The following is a 19,777-nucleotide window of genomic DNA, read 5'->3' on the forward strand; positions in this document are numbered from 1 at the left end:
CGCTAGGACATCACGACGGTCGAGCGAGGGTCGGTAAAGAGCGCAACGGTGTTAATCGTCGCCCGCCAGGAGATCGGCAATTTGGGCCGACAGGGCATCCAGTGCAAACGGCTTCGTGACAAGCCGCATGCCGGGCTCCAACTGACTGTTGCCCACGACTGCGTTCTCCGCAAAGCCCGTGATGAAAATCACCTTGAGATCCGGCCGGGTGACTTTTGCAGCGTCGGCAACCTGGCGTCCGTTCAGTCCGCCCGGCAGGCCGACGTCCGTAATCAGCAGGTCAATCGGTGCATTTAAATTAAGCAGCGTCATCGCGGTCGGTCCATCATCCGCCTCGAGCGTCACGTGTCCCATTTCTTCCAGGAGTTCACATACGAGCATGCGGACCGTCGGCTCATCATCCACGACCAGAATGGTCCGCTTACCCGTCTCAGGAAGCGCAGATGCTACTTCGAGCGGCTCAGCGGCATCGATGTTGCCGTAATACCTTGGTAGATAGATACACATGGTAGTGCCCATGCCGAGCTCGCTGTAGGCGCGCACTTGTCCCCCTGATTGCCGCGCAAACCCGTAGATCATGGAGAGGCCGAGACCCGTCCCCTCTCCAAGCGGCTTGGTCGTGAAGAAGGGATCGAATGCCCGCTTCATTGTTTCATCCGACATGCCGGTGCCCGTGTCGGACACGCACAACGAGAGATACTGCCCTTCCGGAAGGTTGCGCTCACGACTGGCGCGAGGGTCAAGCCACTTGTTCGCTGTCTCGATCGTAATTCTGCCCCCTTCCGGCATCGCATCTCGCGCATTTATGCAAAGATTGAGCAGCGCATTCTCGAGCTGGTTCGGATCAACCATCGCTGTCCAGAGGCCGGCCGCCCCGACCACTTCAAGCTGGATCGCCGGCCCTGTGGTTCGCCGAATGAGCTCCTCCATTTCCGCGACTAGCCGATTGATGTCGGTAGGTTTGGGATCGAGGGTCTGCCTTCGGGAAAATGCCAGCAGGCGGTGGGTCAGCGCGGCGGCACGGCGGGATGCTCCTTGGGCCGCCGTTACATACCTCTCCAGCTCGCCGATCCGGCCCTGAGCAATTCTGACCTGCATCATCTCCAGCGATCCGACGATACCGGCAAGCATGTTATTGAAATCGTGCGCCAGGCCGCCGGTAAGCTGGCCGACCGCCTCCATCTTCTGTGCGTGCCGAAGCTGCTCCTCTGCCGCCATCAGGCTGCTGGTGCGCTCTTCCACCTGCTGCTCGAGCGATTGGGCGAGAGCAGCCAGGTCATGTTCGGCTCGCCGCCGTTCAACTGCGGCACGTGTACGAGCCGCGATCTCCTGCATGAAAATTACTTCGTCACCGGACCAGGTGCGCGGGGCGCCGTTGTTGACATAGATCAGAGCAACGAACGCACCGTTCTCGAGCAATGGCATGTTGATGAACGAATGGGCAGTGATCTTCTTCAGGACATCGGCCTGATCCCGCGTGCGCGGATCGACATCGGCATTGGCGCACAACACAGTCTCGCCACGTTTCAGATCTTCGATGTAGCTGCCGTGCTCGCGAAAATGCAACGTCCCTGCGATGGTCGTTACACCGGGCGCATTCCAGTCACGCTCCACTGTTATCGTCTCAGCCACCGGATCAATCGTACCGTAACCAGCCCGGCTGACACCGAGCGTGGTCCCGAGAATTTCGGAAGCAGCGAACGCAATGTCCGCAGGGCTGTCCAACTCGCGCAGCACGTCCGTCAAAAGGAGGAGGGCCGCTTGGCGAGCCTCGGCTCCCCGCCGGTCGGTGATATCGAAACTCACGCCCGGGAGGTGCCTGGTGACTCCGTCGGCAGCGAAGCTGCAATGCCCTTCGGCCGCAACCCATCGAATTGATCCATCCGGCTGGATCAGCCGATATTCGCAAGCGAAGGGTCCGAGTTCCTCAGCGGCCTTTTCGATTTGAGCCGCCAATCCGGGCAGATCATCCGGATGAACCCGTGCAAAGAAGTCATCCAGTCGCGTGCCTCGAGCCGCGCGCTCCACATCCACGCCGTAGAGCAAGGCCAGCCGCGCGTCCGACACGATGAGGTCATCGCCCACATTCCAGTCCCACGTTCCCACTGTGCGGGAAGCGAGCGACATCGCATCACTTCTGCGCTGTAACACGCGCAGCTCGATCTGGGCGGTCGCCTGGGCAGCCAGGGCGATCAGCGTTTCGCGTTGAACCTCGCTAAGACCTTCAGGTCTCGGAACTGTATCGATGACACAGAGCGAGCCGAGCGGCAGGCCATCCGACGTGAGGAGTGGTACGCCAGCGTAGAAGCGGATGTGAGGTTCGCCGGTGACCAGCGAAAAGTTTGCGGTTCGAGGGTCGGTGGCGAGGTCTCGTATCTCGAAAAGGCCCGAGCCCTGGATGGCCAGCGCGCATACGGATGTGTCGATGGACGTCTCTACGGCGGTGACACCGAACTTTGCTTTGAACCATTGCCGATGTCTGTCGACCAAGCTGACAAGCGCTATCGGCGTGACGCACGAATTCTTGGCCAGCCAAACGATATCGTCGAACGCCCGCTCCGCTGGCGTGTCGAGGATATCTGCCTGCACGAGGCTTTCGAGGCGCTCCATCTCCGTCCAAGTTCGGGAGTGATTGTTTATGCGACCGGCCGTCATCACGCTGGTCCGTCTGACGAAACTGATGCCAAGGTGATCTACCGTTTCTCTGCAAAGCCATCTGCGGGACACGACTTCCGCGCATCTGTGCCGAACGCGCTAGGAGATTTGATGTTTCCGTACCATCGTCAATCTCCGCTCTCGCGCTGTAGACGGCCTCCTGGCACTCCTCGACCGTTCCGGGCTTAGCAAGGCCAGGAAAACGTTCGGCACGTTGTCGGCACGTAAAAGCCCCCCTTGACCCAATCACGAACCAATTAGGGAGGTCGGCAGTGCCTCCGCGTGAGCGTCAGCTATGATCGCATTCCGGGTTCAATCCGCACATTCGCTTACCGGCCCATGTGGGCCATCGCGCGCACCGCGCGGGCCGGTCGGAACGCGTTACCTAGCTCGCTTGGTTGATTTCAGTTCGATTTGGTCACTTCCGGGTGGAAACACCGTTCTGCCAAATCTGGCCACCAGGCGTTGCGCAACCCTTATCCGATATCGAAGCTGCCTCTCGCGTGTTGGGCTATGATATACACCTACAGCTTTCCAGTAGTCATGGGTTACTCGGAGCCCGGACAGGAATATCCATCGCGCTGCCTGCACATTGAAGCACGGATCGTTTATCAGCCACCTGCGAACCTCCGTCGGCGGGCGTCCGGTCAGCTTCGAGAGCTTCGGGATCCAGAAGCTGTTCACCTGCAGTGGTCCAAGGTCGTGGCTGCCGTTGCCGTTCTGGACCTCTGCGCCGATCCAGCCCCCCTCCTGATCGCGCAGCCCCCACAGGGTCTTTTCGAGCCAAGCGCGACCGCCGGCGGCATTTCGAATACACACGGCGAGATGAGCTTCATGCTTGGGCGACGATCTAATTGCCGCCCTGGCCGGTTGGATAGCCAGAGCGAGAATCGCCATCAGCACCAGCCACGCGAACTGCAGGCGGTTAGCGGTCATGACCGCCTCCATGCTCCGCCCCGTCTGATGCGGCTCGTTGTGGCAGGGGTGTCAATGAAGCCTGCACACGACCAGCGTCTCGGCCGTCGCCTACTCGATCGACGCCGCCGCGGGCGCGTTCAAGCAGGCTGGAGAGCCAATGGTCCAGAGATCTTGCGGCGGCCTGAGCACGATTGGCAAAATAGCGCGCAAGGCTATCTCTGGGAGGTGCTGACCGCTCCGCCTGCTCGGCTAGAAACTGATCTTTTCGTGCGTCCCGCTGAGCGCGTTGCTCCTCGCGAAGTCGGTCCCAACGCTTTCCATGTTTTGCTGTTCGCCCTTTGACGCTGCCCCGCTCGATGCGGCCCAATCCCTGAAGCGAGGATGTCTTTTCGCCGGATCGGGTCCTGAGACGATCAACAAGTCGCTCCCGATCCTCCGTCCAGAGCCTCGCCCCGAAGCGGGCCCGCGTGATCGCAGTATAGTAGTTTTGGCCGGTCACGAGTGGCGAGTTGACGGGCGCCAGGACATAGACGTGATCGTAGGTCTTGGATTGGGCAGAGTAGACGGTTTCGCCGTAGCCGTGGTCCCAGGTTTTGTGCTGAGACAGGTCGATCTCCTGGCTTCGCCCAGCGCGATCCCATCGGATTGTTGCGACCGGGCCGTCGAGGCGTTCCACCGTGCCGCGCTCGGCGTTCTTGAGGCCAAGCTCCTTGTTGCCCAGGCGCCATTGAATACGGTCCCCAGCGGCGAGGTCCCGCTGCTCCTCCTTGAACACGTTGATTTGAGAGGCACGGCCAAGCCGGGGGTCCCACTGGATGGTCCTGCCGTGTTCGTCGACCAGATTGACCGTCTGGCGCCCGCGCGCGTCCCGCCCGACCCCGATCACCTTGTATTCGGCGTCTCGGGCGACGCCGAGACCGACATTGTCGCGGGAGAACACGACGACCTGCCCTCGGGAATAGAAGCGCGCGAAATGCTTCTCCTGGTCCGTCATGCCCGACGGCGACAGGATCGACAGCCGAGCTTCTTCAGCAGCCAGCCCGCCCTCCGTCTTCAGCACCTCGCGGATCCGCGTGTTGACGATCAGACGGGTCGCGTTCTCCAGGACGAGGATGTTGGTCTGTGCCCGCTGATCGGGGCTCAATTTCGTCCAGTCGGCGACAAGCGCCTTGGCAAGGTCCTCGCTGTTCGCGCCGCTGATGACCGACTCGAGCGCCTTGAGCGATCCGTCGTAGTTCTGGAGGCGGGCGAGGCGGACCGCCTGCATGATCCCCTCATTCTCCTGACGAACGGGATCCTTGAGCTCAGCCTTCGGCATGCCGAGCCGCATCATCAACCAGAAGGGTTTGCCCTGCTCGATCGCTCCCGTCTGCCGGGTATCGCCGAGCAGGATCAGACGCGCTCCGCTGGCACGGCTGATCTCGAGCAGCCGCATCGCTTGCCGGTTGCCGAGCTGGCCCGCCTCGTCGACAACCAGGACATGGCTGTCGTCGAGCTTCGCTCCCCCGGTAGAAAGCAGGCTCGCCACCGTGCGCGACTCGATATTGGCCTTTTGTCCCAGTTCGCTGGCGGCAGAGGAGGTGGGAGCCAGGGCGATCAGCGTCGCCCCATCCCCCACCGCCTCACGCAATGCACCGATGATCGTCGACTTGCCCGACCCAGCAACGCCATGCACCGCGACGACCCGGTGGTCGGATGTGCCGAGATGGAGGAGCGCTGTCCTTTGTTCGGGTTTGAGATCGCGGGCGACCCCGGCGTCGCGCAACGCCTCGACAGACGCCAACGGCCGGGCATCATTCAGCGCAAGCGCCAGCTGATCCGATAGCGCGATTTCAAGGCGAGCGGTCTTGCGGGTTGTTCGGCCCCGCGTGTGGATCTCGTCGCCCGTCCGCTCGCGCGTTGCGAGCAGCTTCTCGCGGTCTTGATGCTGCTCGACAACGGGACGCACATCCGACAGGCGAACCTCGCCGACATGAGAGGCAAGCGCCGTCCGCAATAGCCGACCGAGATTGTTGACCGCCTCCTTGCCTTCCGATTGTCTGATTCCAAACAGCATTGCTCGGGCTGCGGTCGGGGCGTCCACGGCGACCGGTCGCTCACCGATCTTCTCGGCGTCGGCCCGAGTCTGCCGCACCGCTTCGGCATGTTGTCCCAGGCCCCCTTCCCACCGCTCGTGCAGTCCTTCGAGCGACACCTTTTGCTTGGGACCGCGGGTGGCATAGAAGGATTTCTGGCGTCCCGCCTGCCCATCCAGACCATGCTCCTTTGCATGGGCATCGATCTGCTCGGCCCGTTGGGACATCTCGGCGATCAGTCCCTTGGGCACGCCCCGGATCTCGAAAAGGCCCTGGCGCGGGTCGAACTCGACGTCGTAGCCCCGCTCCCGCAGGAGATGGGCGAGCTCATTCCGATAGACCTGCCCGGCCGTCATCTGCTCGGCGAACATGGCCCGGGTTTCGAGGCTGACCTTCCTCGCGCCATCCCGCTCATCGGTGATGTTCATGACGACGACATGGGTGTGGAGGTGCGGATCGAGCTCGCGAGAGGCATGCTCGGTGAAGCGCGCCCAGATCAGACGCCCAGTCGTCCTCTCGGTGACTTCGCCATCCACGCGATGGCGCATGAGCGCATGTTCTTCCAGATAGGAGAGCGCCGCCGTGACGGCCTTTTCATGGGCGTCGACGATCCGCTTGTCGTTCGCCACCAGAGCCATGATCGACACCGATTTGGGCGCGTTGACGGCGAAGTCCCATCCGGGATGATGCTGGATCTCGCCGTCCTTGCGCCGACGGCCAAGCTGTTGCTCGCCGACCTTACCAGCGAGCAATTCCTTGAAGGTGCCGGGATCGACCCCGCCCTCCAAGCCAAGTTCGGCGGCGATCTTCCCGCCCCATTGAGACTGCTCCTCGGCGCCTTTGGTGTAATAATCGCCGACCGTATAATAGCGTGCGATGTTGGCGGGTTTGCCCTTAAGCCGGATCGGGTTGATCATGCCGGCCTGGCTGCATTGCGTGCGCCGTCATGACGGCCGTGTTGGCTGAGGCGGAAGCCGGCCGGCTTGCCGAACAACTCGAGTGGAGGCGGCGGCTCGGTCGGTTCCCCTTTCTCCGCAGCGGGGGGGGGCGGCGGAGCAGGCTCGTCGATCGCTGGCCGGATTTCCCGACCCATCGCTTCTTCGGGCGCAACGAACGGTAGCTCAGCGCCGGGATCAGGTTGGGTCCCGCGACGCCGCTTCGCGGAAGGCGCCTTCGGCGCGGCCGGTGGTGGCGACGATGCCGGCGTGGGGGACACTGCGGGTTCCGGCACAGCCATCCGCACCGGAGCGGTTTGGCGCTCCTCGAAAGCCTCGGCGACGGATAAAACCTTGTTGTAGCTGTCCTCGAAACGGACCACCGGCAGGCTACGCCCGAACCGCAGATAGCCCATCAGGTTGGGCAGGTTGGTGACCTCGGTGTGCATGACCAGCGGGCGGGTCACCTGCATCCGGGAAAGGTTCACACCGTCGCGCATGTCGTTCACGCCATAGGACATGCCCTCATTGGCCTCGACCTGTTCGACCTGCCCCAGGTTCTCGCTGACATGCTTTGCGGTGGGGGTGTCGTTGGCGCGCAGCGCCACCCAGGTCGAGCAGTAGCCGGTAATCGCGGCGGCATCCTGGATGCCGTAGGTAGCCTCGAGCTGCGGGTAGCTCTGGAAGCCGAGGATACCGCAGCCACCATATTTCCGCGCGCGGGCAAGGAAGTCGCCAAGCGAGGGCAGACGCTGGAGCGTGGGGAGTTCGTCGATCACGCAATAGAGGCGTCGGTTGCGATCGGGCGCCATGCTCATGATCGCGCTGATCGCGATATCGAGCCATACCGTGATCAGGGGGCGCAGCGAGGGCAGCTGGTCCGCCTTGACGGTAATGAAGAGCCAGCTGTCGTCCTTCTCGTTGGCGACCCAGTCGCGAATCGAGAAGCCATCGGCGGTATCGTCGAGATAGGAGAAGCTGCGCATCACCGAGGCGAGCTCTGCCTGGATGCCGGCGCTGGTGCGCTCACCCTCGGTGGAGATGAAAGCTGCCGCATCGGTGCCTGCGGCAAAGGCGGCGAGCTCCTTCAGCTTGGAGCGCAGCAGCGTATCGAGCAGGATGGAAACGAGGGTACGCTCCTGCCGCGCCAGTTTCCGCATGACGGCGACCAGCGTGCCACGCGCAGCCTTCGCCCAAAAGGGATCGCCGGCCTTGTCGGGGATCGTCGACTCGGCGATCTGGTCATAGTGATAGTCCCGCGGCACATCGACCCAGGGCGACCAGCAGTCGGCCCGGGCGTCGAGAGGATTGAGCAGCACGTCGATCCCGGGCCGGTAGAATTTCTCCACGAAGGTCCCGGCGGTGTCGTAGACGATCGCGCGGCGCTTCCGCTTGCGGATGCCGTCGAGCATCTTGACGATGATGTTCGTCTTGCCGGTGCCGGGAGCCCCGCAAAGCAGGATGTGCTCCGGCTCGAAGGCGTCAGGCACATTGACCCCACCGATGTCGAAGCTGCCCTTGGCGTAGCGCCACAGTGTCCGACGGACCTGCCGCACCGTGCCGAAGCGCGCGCCTCGCAGGAACTGGTTGGAGCCGAGCCCTCTCCCTGTGCGGGTAAAATAAAACCAGGCCCACCCGAGCATGGCGAGAGCGAACAGGCCGGAGAGCAGCGCGCCGTGGAGCAGATAGGTCTCGAACGCGGCAAGCGTCTTGTGCGCGACGCCAGAACTGACGAGCCCTTTGGGTGTGGTCCAATATTGCTTGCCGGCTGGCGTCTTGAAAAGGATCGGGGTGGAATTGCCGGGAAGCGAGTCGCCCATGAAGTAGGCCTGGGTGACCTTGAGCATCACGAAGCGCTCATATTCGGACGACTTTTCGAGCGCGTACCAGAGGGTGCCGCCGATCCAGATCACCAGCCCGGCGAGGAAGGTCTGGTAGAAGACCTGGGTGGTCATACGGACGTTGTGGACAATGGCTTGGCCGCCCCTCGTCCAGGAGCCCAGCGTGTCATGGCGAAAGATACTCACGGCCGGTCCTGCTCGGGATCGAGCAGCCCCCTTTCGCGGAGGAGGCGGCGAGCTTCGCCCAACCCTTTCTGGAGGATGTCGGGAGACCGCTCACCCACCGACGTCGCGAGGATCGCGAAGGCCTGGATGGCGGTCGCGTGGAGTTCGTCGAAGCGGGCATGATAGCCCGACGGATCGGTGCCTTCGAAGCGCTCGAGGATGTCGCGACAATATGTCGCAGCACCGAGACCGGCATTGCGTGCCTGTACGGTAAGGCGCGCATAGAGGTCATCGTCTATGCGGATTGTGATGCGTGCCAAGCGGCGGACTCCTTGTCCGGCACGCCAGCAACGTGGTGAAGCGTCTTCCTTATACTTGAATTACATCGCGATCTCAAGAATTTACCAGAACTGCCGCTGGCAGCCATATAGTGCCCAGCGTGATCAGCTACTTAGCCTGCGATACCGCATAGCCTGGCTGCCAGCAGCAGCCGATCAGCGCCGAACCGACTGCCGCGCTGTGCCGACGGAAAGCGGCGGAAATCGGGTCGATTCACGCCCGCAGCACCCGTGCGTGGGGTGCATTACAACCGCCTCCGGCGTGCGTCCGTCCTCCGCAGCGCGCCTGCCCGCTGCGCCTGCCCGGCCCGGGTCGGGGCGGACCTCCCCAGCGGGGAGCCAGGTCTGGGCAAATCTGCACTGCTCATGGGTAAGGCATTGCATGGCGAGCAACCTTGATCGATAGTCGAGAGCGGCGAGCAGACCTCCTTTACGAAGGAGTTTAGAGTATGCCCAAGATGACGGAGCGTGAGCGGCTCGCGAAGATCGAAGCGGATCAACATAGTCTTGCTCAGGAAGCAGAGACGGTGCGGCGTAGATTGCGCGCGCACTATGGAAAGCTGGTCACGGAATTGCCGGTAGAGGGTTTGAGCGAACGGGAATTTCGCGACGTGCTTACCCAGTCGATCCGGGTCGGCGGCGGGGCTGCGATTGCCGCGCTGAAGGGACTGGCTGCAGCCGGTGCGCAGACGGAAAGGGCGCAGAACCCTTCACGCAGGCGCTCGCCAATGGTGCCCGAAGAAGGCGCTCACAGGTCTACCGGTTCGCATCCTTAGCGAAAAAGGGGAGCGACGTTGGCGGGCGGAACGTCCGGCAAAAGGAGCGGCGCGGGGGAAACCGTTCGGGTTTCCACCGCTCGTGCCACAGGCACGACAAGCGGCCGGGAGCGTTTCCCCGCCCCCGGCCCAGTAGTTCTTCCGTTTGCCTCAATCAGGCAGCGATCACACGGCGCTTTCGTTTGAACGGCACGGCGGGTTCCTGATCGCCGCGCATGAAGACATGGGTGGGGACACGGTGCCCCTGCTGCGGGTTGAACAGGTCGTAGAGGCTCGACTGGATACCCGAGCCTTCGCACAGCAGCGCCTCGACCGGCATGAGTTCGGCGATATCTCGATTGCGCTTGAAGCCTTTGCCCTTGGCCCTGCCATAAAGACCGAAGGCGATGCACACGACACCGCGCTGGGCGGCCCATGCGGCGGCGGCGGCATCGACGCCAAGGCGCTGCCCGGTGGTCACGAGCACCATATGCGGAATGCGCGTCCTGATCTGGTCGAGGCGGTTCCAGATTATGCGCCAGTCGTGCCAGTCCTGCGGGCCGGAAACGACGACGACGGGGCCTTGTGGGTCATATCGGTCGCGCCGCCTTTCGGACCTTGCCCGCAGGAAATCCAGCGCGGAAATCTGGCTTGCGGTAGTGACGTGGGATGCGCGCGATCCCTTGGCGGGGGACCATGGCCGACCGGCATAAGCGCGATACATGGCGGCGGCATAGTCCCGCATGGCCTCCATGGCCTCGCGCTGTTCGGCGACTGACTGGCATTCCAGCTGGGTGTCTTCCAGTTCCTTGGTGAATACCTCGCCCGGTTCCAGACGGCGGGTCATGTCGCGCAGGGTGTCGGCCAGCTGATCCTCTCGCCGTTCGAGCTTGCTCGCGACGAAGTGGAAGCTGTTGACGAAGCCCCATGCGAGTTCGGCTGCGAGAGGGTCCAGTCTGGTATCGCCGAGCAGGTCGAAAATGGCGGCAACGATACCGCCGCATTCCGCCTGTGCGGCGACGGGTTCGGGCATGCAATATTCGCCCGGTTCACCGTCAGGCTCGACGATGGACAGCGGGAGCGGATCGCCGAACGAGGCGATAAACTCGGGCGTCGTGGTGAACGTGGCATAGAGTTCCGGCAGGTCGGCAAAACTGCTAACGCCCGGGAGGGCTGTCGGCTTGTTCATGGGAGGGCTCCTGATGACGAGTGACGGTCAAGGGTCCGGGGAAGCGTTCCAGCGCTCCCCCGGACCCGCCTTTTTCTGACGGCTAGAAGGGGATTTCGTCGTCGAGGCTGCGGGTGCCGCCGGTATAGCCGCCGTCCGGTCCTGCCGTGCTACCACCGGAAAAACCGCCCCCGGTGCGTCCGCCGAACCCTGCGCCCGCACGCCCGCCATTGCCGCGCCCGCCAAAGCCCGCACCCTGCCCGTCGCGCTCCCGCTCGCGCCGCCATTGGACGTCGAAGCCGTTGGTTTCGTCCCCGAACAAGGCGATGGAAAGCGGTACCTGGAAGCTGGGATCGTCGATCATGCCGGAGAGGAACACCTCGTCATTGGCGCGCATCTTGCGTTCCCAGACGACGCCGACCTGGATTTCGTCACCCGCGCGGTTGGTTTCGTAAATCTCGTAGACGGGGGCGGTTTCGCTTTGCCGATCCTCGACGCGGCGCATGATAAGATAGGGAAAACGCAGCTCGCGCGTGGCGATCTTGCCGATGATGTCACTGGCGCGTTCGTCGAACTTGAATGAACCGATCTTCATGACTTGATCCTTTCTCTTGGAGCGTGGCCGCTTCTCTTTCCCGGCCACGCCCTTATTCTACCCCCTCCTCTTCACAACCTCCATGTCATTGATTTCTTGACAGAAAACCCATCGTGCCTGGTGAGCCCGAGCATCCACCGGCCGCGACCAGCGGCCCGCAGACGACGAAGGCGCACCGGCCGCCTGCGGCCGGTCCTGCTTGAATGGAAAGGGAGCGCGGACCGGCTGACACGCCATCGCACCCGGAGCCGCCCTCGCAGGTCCGAAGGCGCAGGAGCGGGCTCTTGGACACAACAGGCACGGGAGGGGCCTGGCGAAGCTTGGTGAAAAGGGGCCGGCGCTTCTGCGGACAACAGACAAAAGCCGCCGGCGCCTTTTCACCTAGCGCAGCCTGGCCCCGACGCAACTCGTTGTGTCTGAAACCGGTTCTGCAACGCACGGATCCTGAGAGGCGGCGAAGGGGGTGATGGCGTGTCTGCTGGCTCCACGATCCGCATCGCGCGCCAGCGCGATTCCCCAGGCGAAGTCTCCATGGCATCGATCACGCCGCGTGCGTTGACGCCCCGGCAGGAGCCTGCGCTTCCCAGCACCCCTGCGGAAGGGATCGTTACGGCGTCAGCCGCCAAGACCCCGCAAGGGGGCCTGGTCGCAGCGAAGCGAAGATAGAGCCCGGTGCCCCGCCTGCGGGCATCCGCCCCTCTGTGATGCCCTGCGATCGGATCCACGCCACTGCCGAACGCCGATATCCACCATGGCTACAAGTGGGCAGCCCGCTGTTTTGGGCAGCTCGGGCCGTGCGCGATATCGCCGATAACGGCGAGATCACGCGCAAGGCCATTGGCCTTGCCATCGGATTACTCGCCGCCTGGGTACCGATCATCGGCTATCTCCCAAAGCAGTCCTGGGACGAGGCCCGTGACTGGGCGGAAGGGTTCGGCCTCGATCCCTGCCTCAGGCGGCAGCGAGCGAAAGCGTGACAGCCAGCCCTCGAGCCGCCCGCACCACCCCGGCCCGTCCGAGCGCTCCGCCGCTGCTTTCACAGGGTGGCAGCTGCGCGAGGCGGGACCTTTCATCTGACCGGATCAGCGCCCTGCCCCGCCCCGATCACTGCGACATGGAAGGCAGCACAGCAGTAACGACAAACATGAAACGGAGGCAAAACAGGCCGCCGCCCTTTCACGCGCTCGCTTCCCAGCCTTCCTCGGCGTCGTCGGCCGGGGCTGGCTCAGTCCCTTGGTCGGGTATCCGGCACCATCACACCGCAGACACTGGATGCGATGAAAGTCGCCAGCAGCTAGCGCATCGGCCAATCTTCATCGATGCGCCCTGCTTCCGCCGCGACTTCTCGCGGAAACGGAGCAGTGATGCCGGATCGGCTAAAAGATCGAAGGCTGAGGCGATGGCGGGGCGCGAGACAGACAGGCTCGAAGAGCCCGGAGCCGCGCGCAACGCTGGCGCCCCGCCGCAGGCCGCGAGTATTTTGAGCAGACGGGCCACTCCGACGCCGGAGTGCCCGCCATCATCGGCAAGGCCATGGCAGCCGAACCCTTTTGCGCAAACGGCTCTGGGCAAACCCGTTCGATCCGGCCTTGGCGCTGGCCGTCTGCCATTGCCATGCCGGGCCAGATCGACGGGCGCACCGTTATCTCGCCATTTACAGACAACTTCATTGCATGAATTCTCAATAAGAATTATTGCAATTCTGGAGACATCGTCTTATGTTTTACTTAAGGAAAACACGCCATGTCAGCTCTCGCCCAACTCAAGCGCCACTTGCGCCCTGGCCAGGTTTATCGCCGCAAGGATCTTGCGCGCTGGTCCAACGCGGTCGATCGTCATCTGCGTCAACTGGTCGATGAAGGGCGCCTCGAGAAAGTCTCGGCAGGGGTCTATATGACGCCGCGCCGGACCCGGTTTGGCGCGGCGCCTGCGAAAACGGAAAAGCTCGTCGAGACCTTCCTGGGAGACGATCGATTTTTGCTGGTCTCGCCAAGTGCGTTCAACAGCCTCGGCGTCGGAACGACGCAGCTTCACAATGAACCGGTGGTCTACAACCGAAAGCGCCACGGCCGGTTCAAGCTCGACGGGCGGATGTATGATTTTCGCATGCGCTCCGGCGTACCCAGGCGACTGTCCCGCGAAGTGCTGCTCGTCGACCTCCTGCACAACCTCGACCGGTTGCCGGAGGACAAGGAGGCGGTCCTTCCAAGAGCACTCGCAAAGGCCGGCGAAATGGATCGTAGCCTGCTTGCGCGGGCGGTGAAGGACTTCGGCTCGGCGCGTGCCGAGCGGTTGCTCGCGCCCATCCTTCAGACAGCGTAGCGACCGAAGGCGATGCTACTGCATGACAGCCCTGACTTTGCCGATCTGCTTGCCGTCGTCGCGCGTGACGAGGCGATCGATCCTGGCCTTGTCGAAAAGGACTACTGGATCATGCATGGCCTGTGGGGCCTGCAGCAGCTCGGCTTCACATTCGAGCTCAAGGGCGGAACCTCGCTATCCAAGGGATACGGCCTGATCCATCGCTTCTCTGAGGATATCGACATCCTCATTCATCCGAGCGGCGACCTCCCGATGGGCAGGAACCAGAACAAGGCCGCCCATGTCGATGCCCGCCGCAGCTTCTACGACGGCTTGCCCGGGCACTTGCGCATCCCTGGCTTTGAAGGTGCTGAACGTGACACCGCATTCGACGATGTCCGCATGCGCAGCGCCGGCATCCGGCTCCATTACCCCAGCACCCATGCCCTTCCCTAAGGAGTCAAGGCAGGCATCCTGCTCGAGGCCGGGTTCGTTCAGGTGGCGCCGAACCGGCCGTGCCTGATCAGCTCGTGGGCCTATGATCGCGCCGCCGCAGCAGGGCTGCCGGGCCTCGTCGACAAGCGCGCGATTGAAGTGGCCTGCTACCTCCCCGGCTATACGCTGGTCGAGAAGCTGCAGACAATCTCGACAAAGTTCCGCAAGCATGCCGCCGACAGCAGCATGCCGCAAAACTTCCTGCGCCATTATTACGACGTATATTGCCTGCTGGGCGACCCTGAGGTTCAGGCATTCATCGGCTCGACAGACTACATCGCGCACAAGAACACCTGGTTCGCCGACAACACGAACATTGCCGAAAACCCCGCCTTCCGCCTGAGCGATGCCGATACGCGCGCATTGTTCGAGCGCGCCTACCGGTCGACGCGAGCACTCTATTACCGTGGACAGCCCGAATTTGGCGAGCTCATGCAGAGGATCGGCGACCACGCAGGGCGGCTCTGAGGCCAAAGCGCAGGCTCTTGTGCTGCAAGACGAGAACCTCGGGTCCCCCGGCCAGTGAAATGCGCTTGGACTGCAAGGGGCCCGCGACGGGTAACGAGGTCGCGTTCCGCGCCGGCCCCCCGGCTCCACGCTGTACGCAGCCCAGACGCCGCGTCAAGGCAGCCCCGTCCTGAGCGGCCTTGCACCGGTTGAAGTATTGCATTCAGAGACAATGTCGACACACGATTCGTTCCGGGGGCCGCAGGCACGTCTGGGGAACGAGCTGGCATCTCGATTTCTCCGCCGCCTTTTCGATGCATGGCAACGCCATGGCCCCAGTCCGGTTCAATCGCGGCGCGGGGCCCCCGGAATACGATTGATATCGCATGTGCAACGACAGTCACGGCGTCCGGATGGCGCCGATCATCATGCCTTGTCCTGGCGGAACCTGTAGTCGCCGCGTGCGACGCGCATGGCTCTGGTAATGGCTTTGTTGATGGCGTCCAGATTGCACTGCTCGGGATGGAATTTTCGACCGGCCCAGCGACGCATGGCCTTATGGTCCTCGTGATCGGGATCCACCCAGGCGTCCAGGAAGTCTGCATAGCCGCCAATGCCGCCGACGTCTTCCGGTGGACCCGAGCGTGCACCGGCGACGCATCGCGGATACTTGACGCCCTCTTCGCGTGGGAGCCTTTGGAGGCGGAGCAAGTGACGCCAGTTGTCGCCGAAGTCGTATTCGTAGGCGATAGTAAGTGGCTGGCCATCGGGGTCGTAAGGAAAAACGAAATCGATGAGCCTTAGCTCGGTGGCTTCGAAAATTCGGTTGTCGAACAGCCCGTCCTGATCGAACTCCGGTGCACCGAATATGAGGCCGCCGACATTGAACTGATGAAGATGGCTGTCGGTCCAGCCAAAGGCGGCCTGAAGCACTTCATGGAGTTCGGCGAAGTTCAGAGCCATTGGCAGCTCGAGAGTGCGGGTGATCTTGGGCTCGATCTCGAGGATATGGACCTCGGCGCGTACGATGAAGCTGTCGGATGCAAAGGGATCGAGCATGTGCCGGAGGATGCCGTGCGCGGTTGACGCAGGCAACCGGTGATCGCGTCAATTACACATCCGCGCGATCGGCGAACTACCCTTGCAATCTCCGTGGGTTGTCACGCATTGCCAAGATGACATCTCCTTTTCTGGCTGGATGAAAGGCCGAACCCGCCGAACGCCGCGCACCGGGGTGGCCGGAGGCGGCGCCGGCAGGCCAATGCGCGCGCGGATCAGGTCACTTCGCTCGCCTGCTCCTTCAACTCGCCCACTCGCTTGGTGTCGGACGCCCTGCCCCCGATCTCGATCCGACGCGGCTTCATGGCTTCAGGCACGACGCGCGTCAGTTCGATCGTTAGGAGGCCGTGCTCGAACTTCGCTTGGGCCACCTCGATAAAATCGGCGAGCTGGAAGCGCCGCTCGAATGCCCGGGTCGTGATACCGCGATGCAGGTATTCGCCCTTGTTGGCGTCATCGACATGCTTTCCGGTCACTGTGAGCAGGTTCTGCTGCGCGACGATTTCGATATCCTCCGGCTTGAAGCCGACGACCGCGACGGTGATGCGAAAATTGTCGTCGTCGAGCCGCTCGATGTCGAAGGGCGGGTAGCCCTCGTCCTCGCGCGCCCCCGCTTCGAGCAGGTTGAACAATCGGTCGAAGCCTACCGTCGATCGGCGATAGGGGGTAAAATCAAAGTTCGGTCTCATTTCCAAATCCTCCAATGAAGCAATTTGGGCATGGGATGCGCCGGTAACCAAGAGCCGGCGCTCTCGATGTCCAACCGGACCCGATTTGGCGTCCGGTTTCATTGAGCTAATTTTCGTCACTCGGCTTTCAAGGTGTTTCGACCAAGAAAATAAGCAGAGGGGCGGGCACTGCGCTGCCGAGGCGTCAGCAAGCGGGCGGGAACCTGATATGGCTTCGGAAATTTACCCCGCGATTCAGCCTGAGAAAGGAGGTTCGAGGCAATGGAGTGGAAGTTGGTTCGCGAGGACAGCGGCAGCATCGCGGTGAGGAAGGGCGACCTCGATAGCAAGTTTGCAGCGATGACCTGGGCGCGGGAATGGCTGGGGAACAATGCTGATCACGACCGCTATCGACTTCAGCCCGAGGGAGACGATAGGGAGATGTTAATGATCCGCACCATTACCGGACAATGGTATGGGATGTTTGTGGGAGCCGAAGCAGACGCTACTTAACTGGCTGCGCCTTGCGGCGCCATTTTATCCGATAGTTTGAGAACCATTGGCTCCTCATGTCTCAGGGCGGCCAGCTTCACGCAACACAGGTGCCGGGATCAAGCCACCATTTGCGCCAAAAAATGCTGACGCAGGGGCTTGAACCGAAACCGACGAACGATCGCCCGCGTGGGGATGCTGACGCTCGCCCACCGGCAGGGTGCACGGCCTCGCTTTTCGTCGTGGCCATAAATTCACTGCCCCTCAACCCAATGAATGACGCAGACGGTGAACCGTGGTCGATACGGCATGAGGCCGCCCGCAAGGGGCGGCCCCAAGTTATCATGCGATGCTGTGCTTGAGCGCGCTCATTTTATCGTGGCCTTCCTTGACCGAAACGAAAGCCTTTTCCACTACGGGACGTGAAGACGGATCCAGGTCTGCGTCGCGCAGGGCGTCTTCGAACTTGGCCTTGATGTGGTCTTCACCACGCTCGACTTCCTGAATGATCGCTTTGTCGTCCTTGCCGGTAATTGCCTGCTTCAGATCCATGAAGGTCCGGTGCGCAGCGGCCAGAAAGCTGCTGTCGTCCTCCGGGGTTCCGCCCAGTCGGCGAACTTCGGCCTGCAGGTCGGTCGCCGCCGCACTACGGTCACGGGCGAACTCCGCGAACATCGTGGCGAACTGGGTGCTGTGCGCATCCTTGGCGGCGTCCTGATAGCCCTTCATGCTATCGAGGGTCGTTTTGATCAGGCCGTTAAGCGTGGCGATCGTGCTATCGGTGGTCATGATGTTCTCCTTGTGGGGAAGTGGTTTAACCATCTAAGGGCGAACTTGATCCATTCGGGCGGAAACAAGCTGTTGCCCCCGCTTCGACGAATGAAAGCTTGACGGGACGGGCGCGTTTGTCTGGCGTGCACCCATGAACGTGGGTCACCGCCACCGCGTAAGGCACCTTCCATAAAAGCAGCCACCAGCATGACGGCATGAACCTGCTACGCCCTCTTCGACCCGCCGGTCGCAATTTTCCAGTTTCAAGTTTGGTCGGTCTGCGCCTCGCTTTTAGGTCGACCCGATCGCGCCGTCGCAGGACACCTCGCAGGTGTAATCCACCAGGACTCCGCCAGTCCGGGGAAACCTGGTTATCGACCCTACTCGTCGCTAATGGCCACGCGATGCCTGGCCTTCATGGACGACACGAGGCCGTCCAGAGGAAGCCTTCGCGTTTCAACTCGGCACAAGCCTGTGCAAAATGCTGGCGCGGCAGTGATAGAGGCAGCGATGGACCAATGAAGGCATGAGCTCTCCCGGCCAGACCTCTGTTTTCGCGGGCACTATGGCAATTTTCATGTCCCTTTCCCGCGGCGCTTTCACCGTGCCGCGGGCGCTGGCGTTGTTGACAGACGCCATACTGGACCTCTTTTGCTCGCACAGGGGAGGCGACACACCGACTCCGTCCCCTTAGCATGCGACAGTCCTCGCCCCTCCCAGCATCGGCGTGAGCCCCGCGGTATCGACAAGCCGCAGGCCTTGTCGCTGGGAAGCGCGGATAAGAGGGATATCGGGCGCCCGGGTAGGCTTTAATGTAATCTTATTTCGTTTGAAATGTCGGTAGCGCATGATATGAGCCGCGTGCTTCAAACGGGGGGGGATACCCGTCGAAGATCTGGGCAGCGCGTGACCCGCTTGCCTTTACACCTCGCGGCGAGATCACTTGTCCCGTGATCTCGCCGCACCTCCTGATTTACGACTACCGGCCACATTACCTCCATCTGCCATTAACCATTGTGCGATAGGGCAGATCCATGCCTTTTGCCTCGAACGAAGACGTTCCAGTCGCCTACGCCGGCTCACCGTTGGAGCGTGCGTTTGAATGGACATCGGCCTTGCGGGCCTCGAGGGCATCGGTGCTCCTCGTTTTGCTCTGGGCAGGCGTTCTTGCGCTCGATGCCAGCACCGGCCGCCTGGTTTCCGTCAGCAGCTTGTATCTGCTGCCCTTGCGCTTCACCACATGGTGTTTGGGGCGGGTAGCAGGTCTTTTGTCGGGCGGGGCCGGCGTGATCCTGACTCTCGTGATGAACGGGTTTGGCGACGGACTTTCCGCACAGGCGTCGAGCATTCCGGTGACGGTCGCAGTGTGGAATGCGGGCATGCGCATTTTCGCAGTAGTCTTCGTCATATTGTTCGTCGGGGCATTTCGGCGAACCTTCGACCGGGAACGAGCGGTTGCACGCGTCGATCCTTTGACTGGACTTGGGAACCGGCGCTCGTTCGTGATAGAAAGCCGACGGCTTAGCCGCGAGCGAAATCCCGATAACCCGGTCCTTCTGTGCGGGCTGATTGACATCGACAACTTCAAGCAGGTCAATGACCTTCACGGGCATGCTGCCGGGGACGAAGCGCTACGGTTCGCAGCGGGCGCTCTTCGGGCAGCCACCCGCCAGGACGACGCCCTGGCACGAATTGGCGGTGATGAGTTTGCTTTTTGCCTGCTTGTTGCCAACGAGCACGTAGCGAAGAAGAAATGTCAGGAAATTCATGAAAGGGTTTCAGCCGCACTGACAAAGCAGCGATCAGAGGCGACCTGCAGCCTTGGTGCTTCCGCTCAAAACACCCTCGGTGCGGCGTTCTGTGTCGCTGACGATGCCCTCTACGCGGCAAAGTCTGCCGGCAAGGGGACGTGGCGTTTTCAGGTCTAGCCCGGCCTCCCCTTCCAGCGCGCGGATCCCAATGCTGTCCGTCACCGCAAGGGTGTGGCACCGCGCAGGGCCACCACCGAAGGCACCCCGTTATTTCAACGCACCGCGGGCACAGAGGAGCCTGAGTTCACGAGGCCGTAGTGCATGTTGGTCGGGGCATCCACCAGCCGG

15 protein-coding genes and 1 pseudogene are annotated in these 19,777 nt (G+C 62.3%); 6 read left to right on the forward strand and 10 right to left on the reverse strand.

Annotated elements, in window-relative coordinates; translation table 11 throughout:
* Positions 1–51: 51 nt before the first annotated feature.
* The 5 genes from LO787_RS03150 to LO787_RS03170 all read right to left on the reverse strand — a co-directional run bounded on the left by LO787_RS03150 (position 52) and on the right by LO787_RS03170 (position 8,909).
* Positions 52–2,610, reverse strand: coding sequence for a GAF domain-containing hybrid sensor histidine kinase/response regulator (locus LO787_RS03150; RefSeq protein ID WP_232494421.1), 2,559 nt, complete (start codon positions 2,608–2,610; stop codon positions 52–54).
* A gap of 426 nt (positions 2,611–3,036) precedes the next feature.
* A complete protein-coding gene (locus LO787_RS03155) occupies positions 3,037–3,591 on the reverse strand; it encodes a lytic transglycosylase domain-containing protein (RefSeq protein ID WP_232494422.1) in 555 nt (184 codons plus the stop codon).
* Positions 3,581–6,565 carry a MobF family relaxase gene (gene mobF, locus LO787_RS03160; protein ID WP_232494423.1) on the reverse strand — a complete coding sequence of 995 codons (2,985 nt, stop codon included), beginning with the start codon at positions 6,563–6,565 and terminating at the stop codon, positions 3,581–3,583. Before mobF ends, LO787_RS03155 begins: the two co-directional genes overlap by 11 nt.
* A complete protein-coding gene (locus LO787_RS03165; RefSeq protein WP_232494424.1) occupies positions 6,562–8,610 on the reverse strand; it encodes a type IV secretion system DNA-binding domain-containing protein in 2,049 nt (682 codons plus the stop codon). Before LO787_RS03165 ends, mobF begins: the two co-directional genes overlap by 4 nt.
* Positions 8,607–8,909, reverse strand: coding sequence for a hypothetical protein (locus LO787_RS03170; RefSeq protein ID WP_169476413.1), 303 nt, complete (start codon positions 8,907–8,909; stop codon positions 8,607–8,609). Before LO787_RS03170 ends, LO787_RS03165 begins: the two co-directional genes overlap by 4 nt.
* Positions 8,910–9,376: 467 nt before the next feature.
* Between LO787_RS03170 and LO787_RS03175 the strand changes: the two genes are divergently transcribed.
* The gene (locus LO787_RS03175) at positions 9,377–9,703 is read left to right on the forward strand and encodes a hypothetical protein (RefSeq protein WP_232494425.1); all 327 of its coding nucleotides are present in this window, start codon (positions 9,377–9,379) and stop codon (positions 9,701–9,703) included.
* Positions 9,704–9,857: 154 nt separating this feature from the next.
* Here the strand turns inward: LO787_RS03175 and LO787_RS03180 are convergent, their stop codons facing one another.
* Both LO787_RS03180 and LO787_RS03185 read right to left on the reverse strand, forming a co-directional pair.
* Complete coding sequence (locus tag LO787_RS03180) at positions 9,858–10,871, reverse strand: DUF2493 domain-containing protein (RefSeq protein ID WP_232494426.1); 1,014 nt, start codon at positions 10,869–10,871, stop codon at positions 9,858–9,860.
* A gap of 82 nt (positions 10,872–10,953) precedes the next feature.
* Positions 10,954–11,493, reverse strand: coding sequence for a DUF736 domain-containing protein (locus tag LO787_RS03185; protein WP_232494427.1), 540 nt, complete (start codon positions 11,491–11,493; stop codon positions 10,954–10,956).
* Between the two features lie 746 nt (positions 11,494–12,239).
* On the opposite strand from LO787_RS03185, the gene LO787_RS03190 reads away from it, so the two are divergent.
* The 3 genes and pseudogenes from LO787_RS03190 to LO787_RS03200 all read left to right on the forward strand — a co-directional run bounded on the left by LO787_RS03190 (position 12,240) and on the right by LO787_RS03200 (position 14,709).
* Positions 12,240–12,422, forward strand: coding sequence for a hypothetical protein (locus LO787_RS03190; RefSeq protein WP_232494428.1), 183 nt, complete (start codon positions 12,240–12,242; stop codon positions 12,420–12,422).
* 766 nt (positions 12,423–13,188) lie between these two features.
* On the forward strand, positions 13,189–13,767 hold the full coding sequence (locus tag LO787_RS03195; RefSeq protein ID WP_232494429.1) for a hypothetical protein: 579 nt from the start codon (positions 13,189–13,191) through the stop codon (positions 13,765–13,767).
* A 111-nt stretch (positions 13,768–13,878) separates the two neighbouring features.
* Positions 13,879–14,709, forward strand: a pseudogene (locus LO787_RS03200) (nucleotidyl transferase AbiEii/AbiGii toxin family protein).
* Positions 14,710–15,114: 405 nt separating this feature from the next.
* Here LO787_RS03200 and LO787_RS03205 read toward each other — a convergent pair.
* Complete coding sequence (locus tag LO787_RS03205; RefSeq protein WP_232494430.1) at positions 15,115–15,747, reverse strand: plasmid pRiA4b ORF-3 family protein; 633 nt, start codon at positions 15,745–15,747, stop codon at positions 15,115–15,117.
* A 215-nt stretch (positions 15,748–15,962) separates the two neighbouring features.
* Positions 15,963–16,436 carry an Hsp20 family protein gene (locus LO787_RS03210; RefSeq protein ID WP_232496241.1) on the reverse strand — a complete coding sequence of 158 codons (474 nt, stop codon included), beginning with the start codon at positions 16,434–16,436 and terminating at the stop codon, positions 15,963–15,965.
* A gap of 261 nt (positions 16,437–16,697) precedes the next feature.
* Here LO787_RS03210 and LO787_RS03215 point away from each other — a divergent pair, with 261 nt between their 5' ends.
* Positions 16,698–16,928, forward strand: coding sequence for a hypothetical protein (locus LO787_RS03215; protein ID WP_232494431.1), 231 nt, complete (start codon positions 16,698–16,700; stop codon positions 16,926–16,928).
* Between the two features lie 321 nt (positions 16,929–17,249).
* On the opposite strand, the gene LO787_RS03220 is transcribed toward LO787_RS03215, so the two are convergent.
* On the reverse strand, positions 17,250–17,696 hold the full coding sequence (locus tag LO787_RS03220; RefSeq protein ID WP_232494432.1) for a ferritin-like domain-containing protein: 447 nt from the start codon (positions 17,694–17,696) through the stop codon (positions 17,250–17,252).
* Between the two features lie 1,016 nt (positions 17,697–18,712).
* On the opposite strand from LO787_RS03220, the gene LO787_RS03225 reads away from it, so the two are divergent.
* A complete protein-coding gene (locus LO787_RS03225) occupies positions 18,713–19,606 on the forward strand; it encodes a GGDEF domain-containing protein (protein ID WP_232494433.1) in 894 nt (297 codons plus the stop codon).
* The last annotated feature ends 171 nt before the right edge of the window (positions 19,607–19,777 follow it).

The organism is Novosphingobium kaempferiae (genome assembly GCF_021227995.1).
GTDB classification, from domain to species: Bacteria; Pseudomonadota; Alphaproteobacteria; order Sphingomonadales; family Sphingomonadaceae; genus Novosphingobium; species Novosphingobium kaempferiae.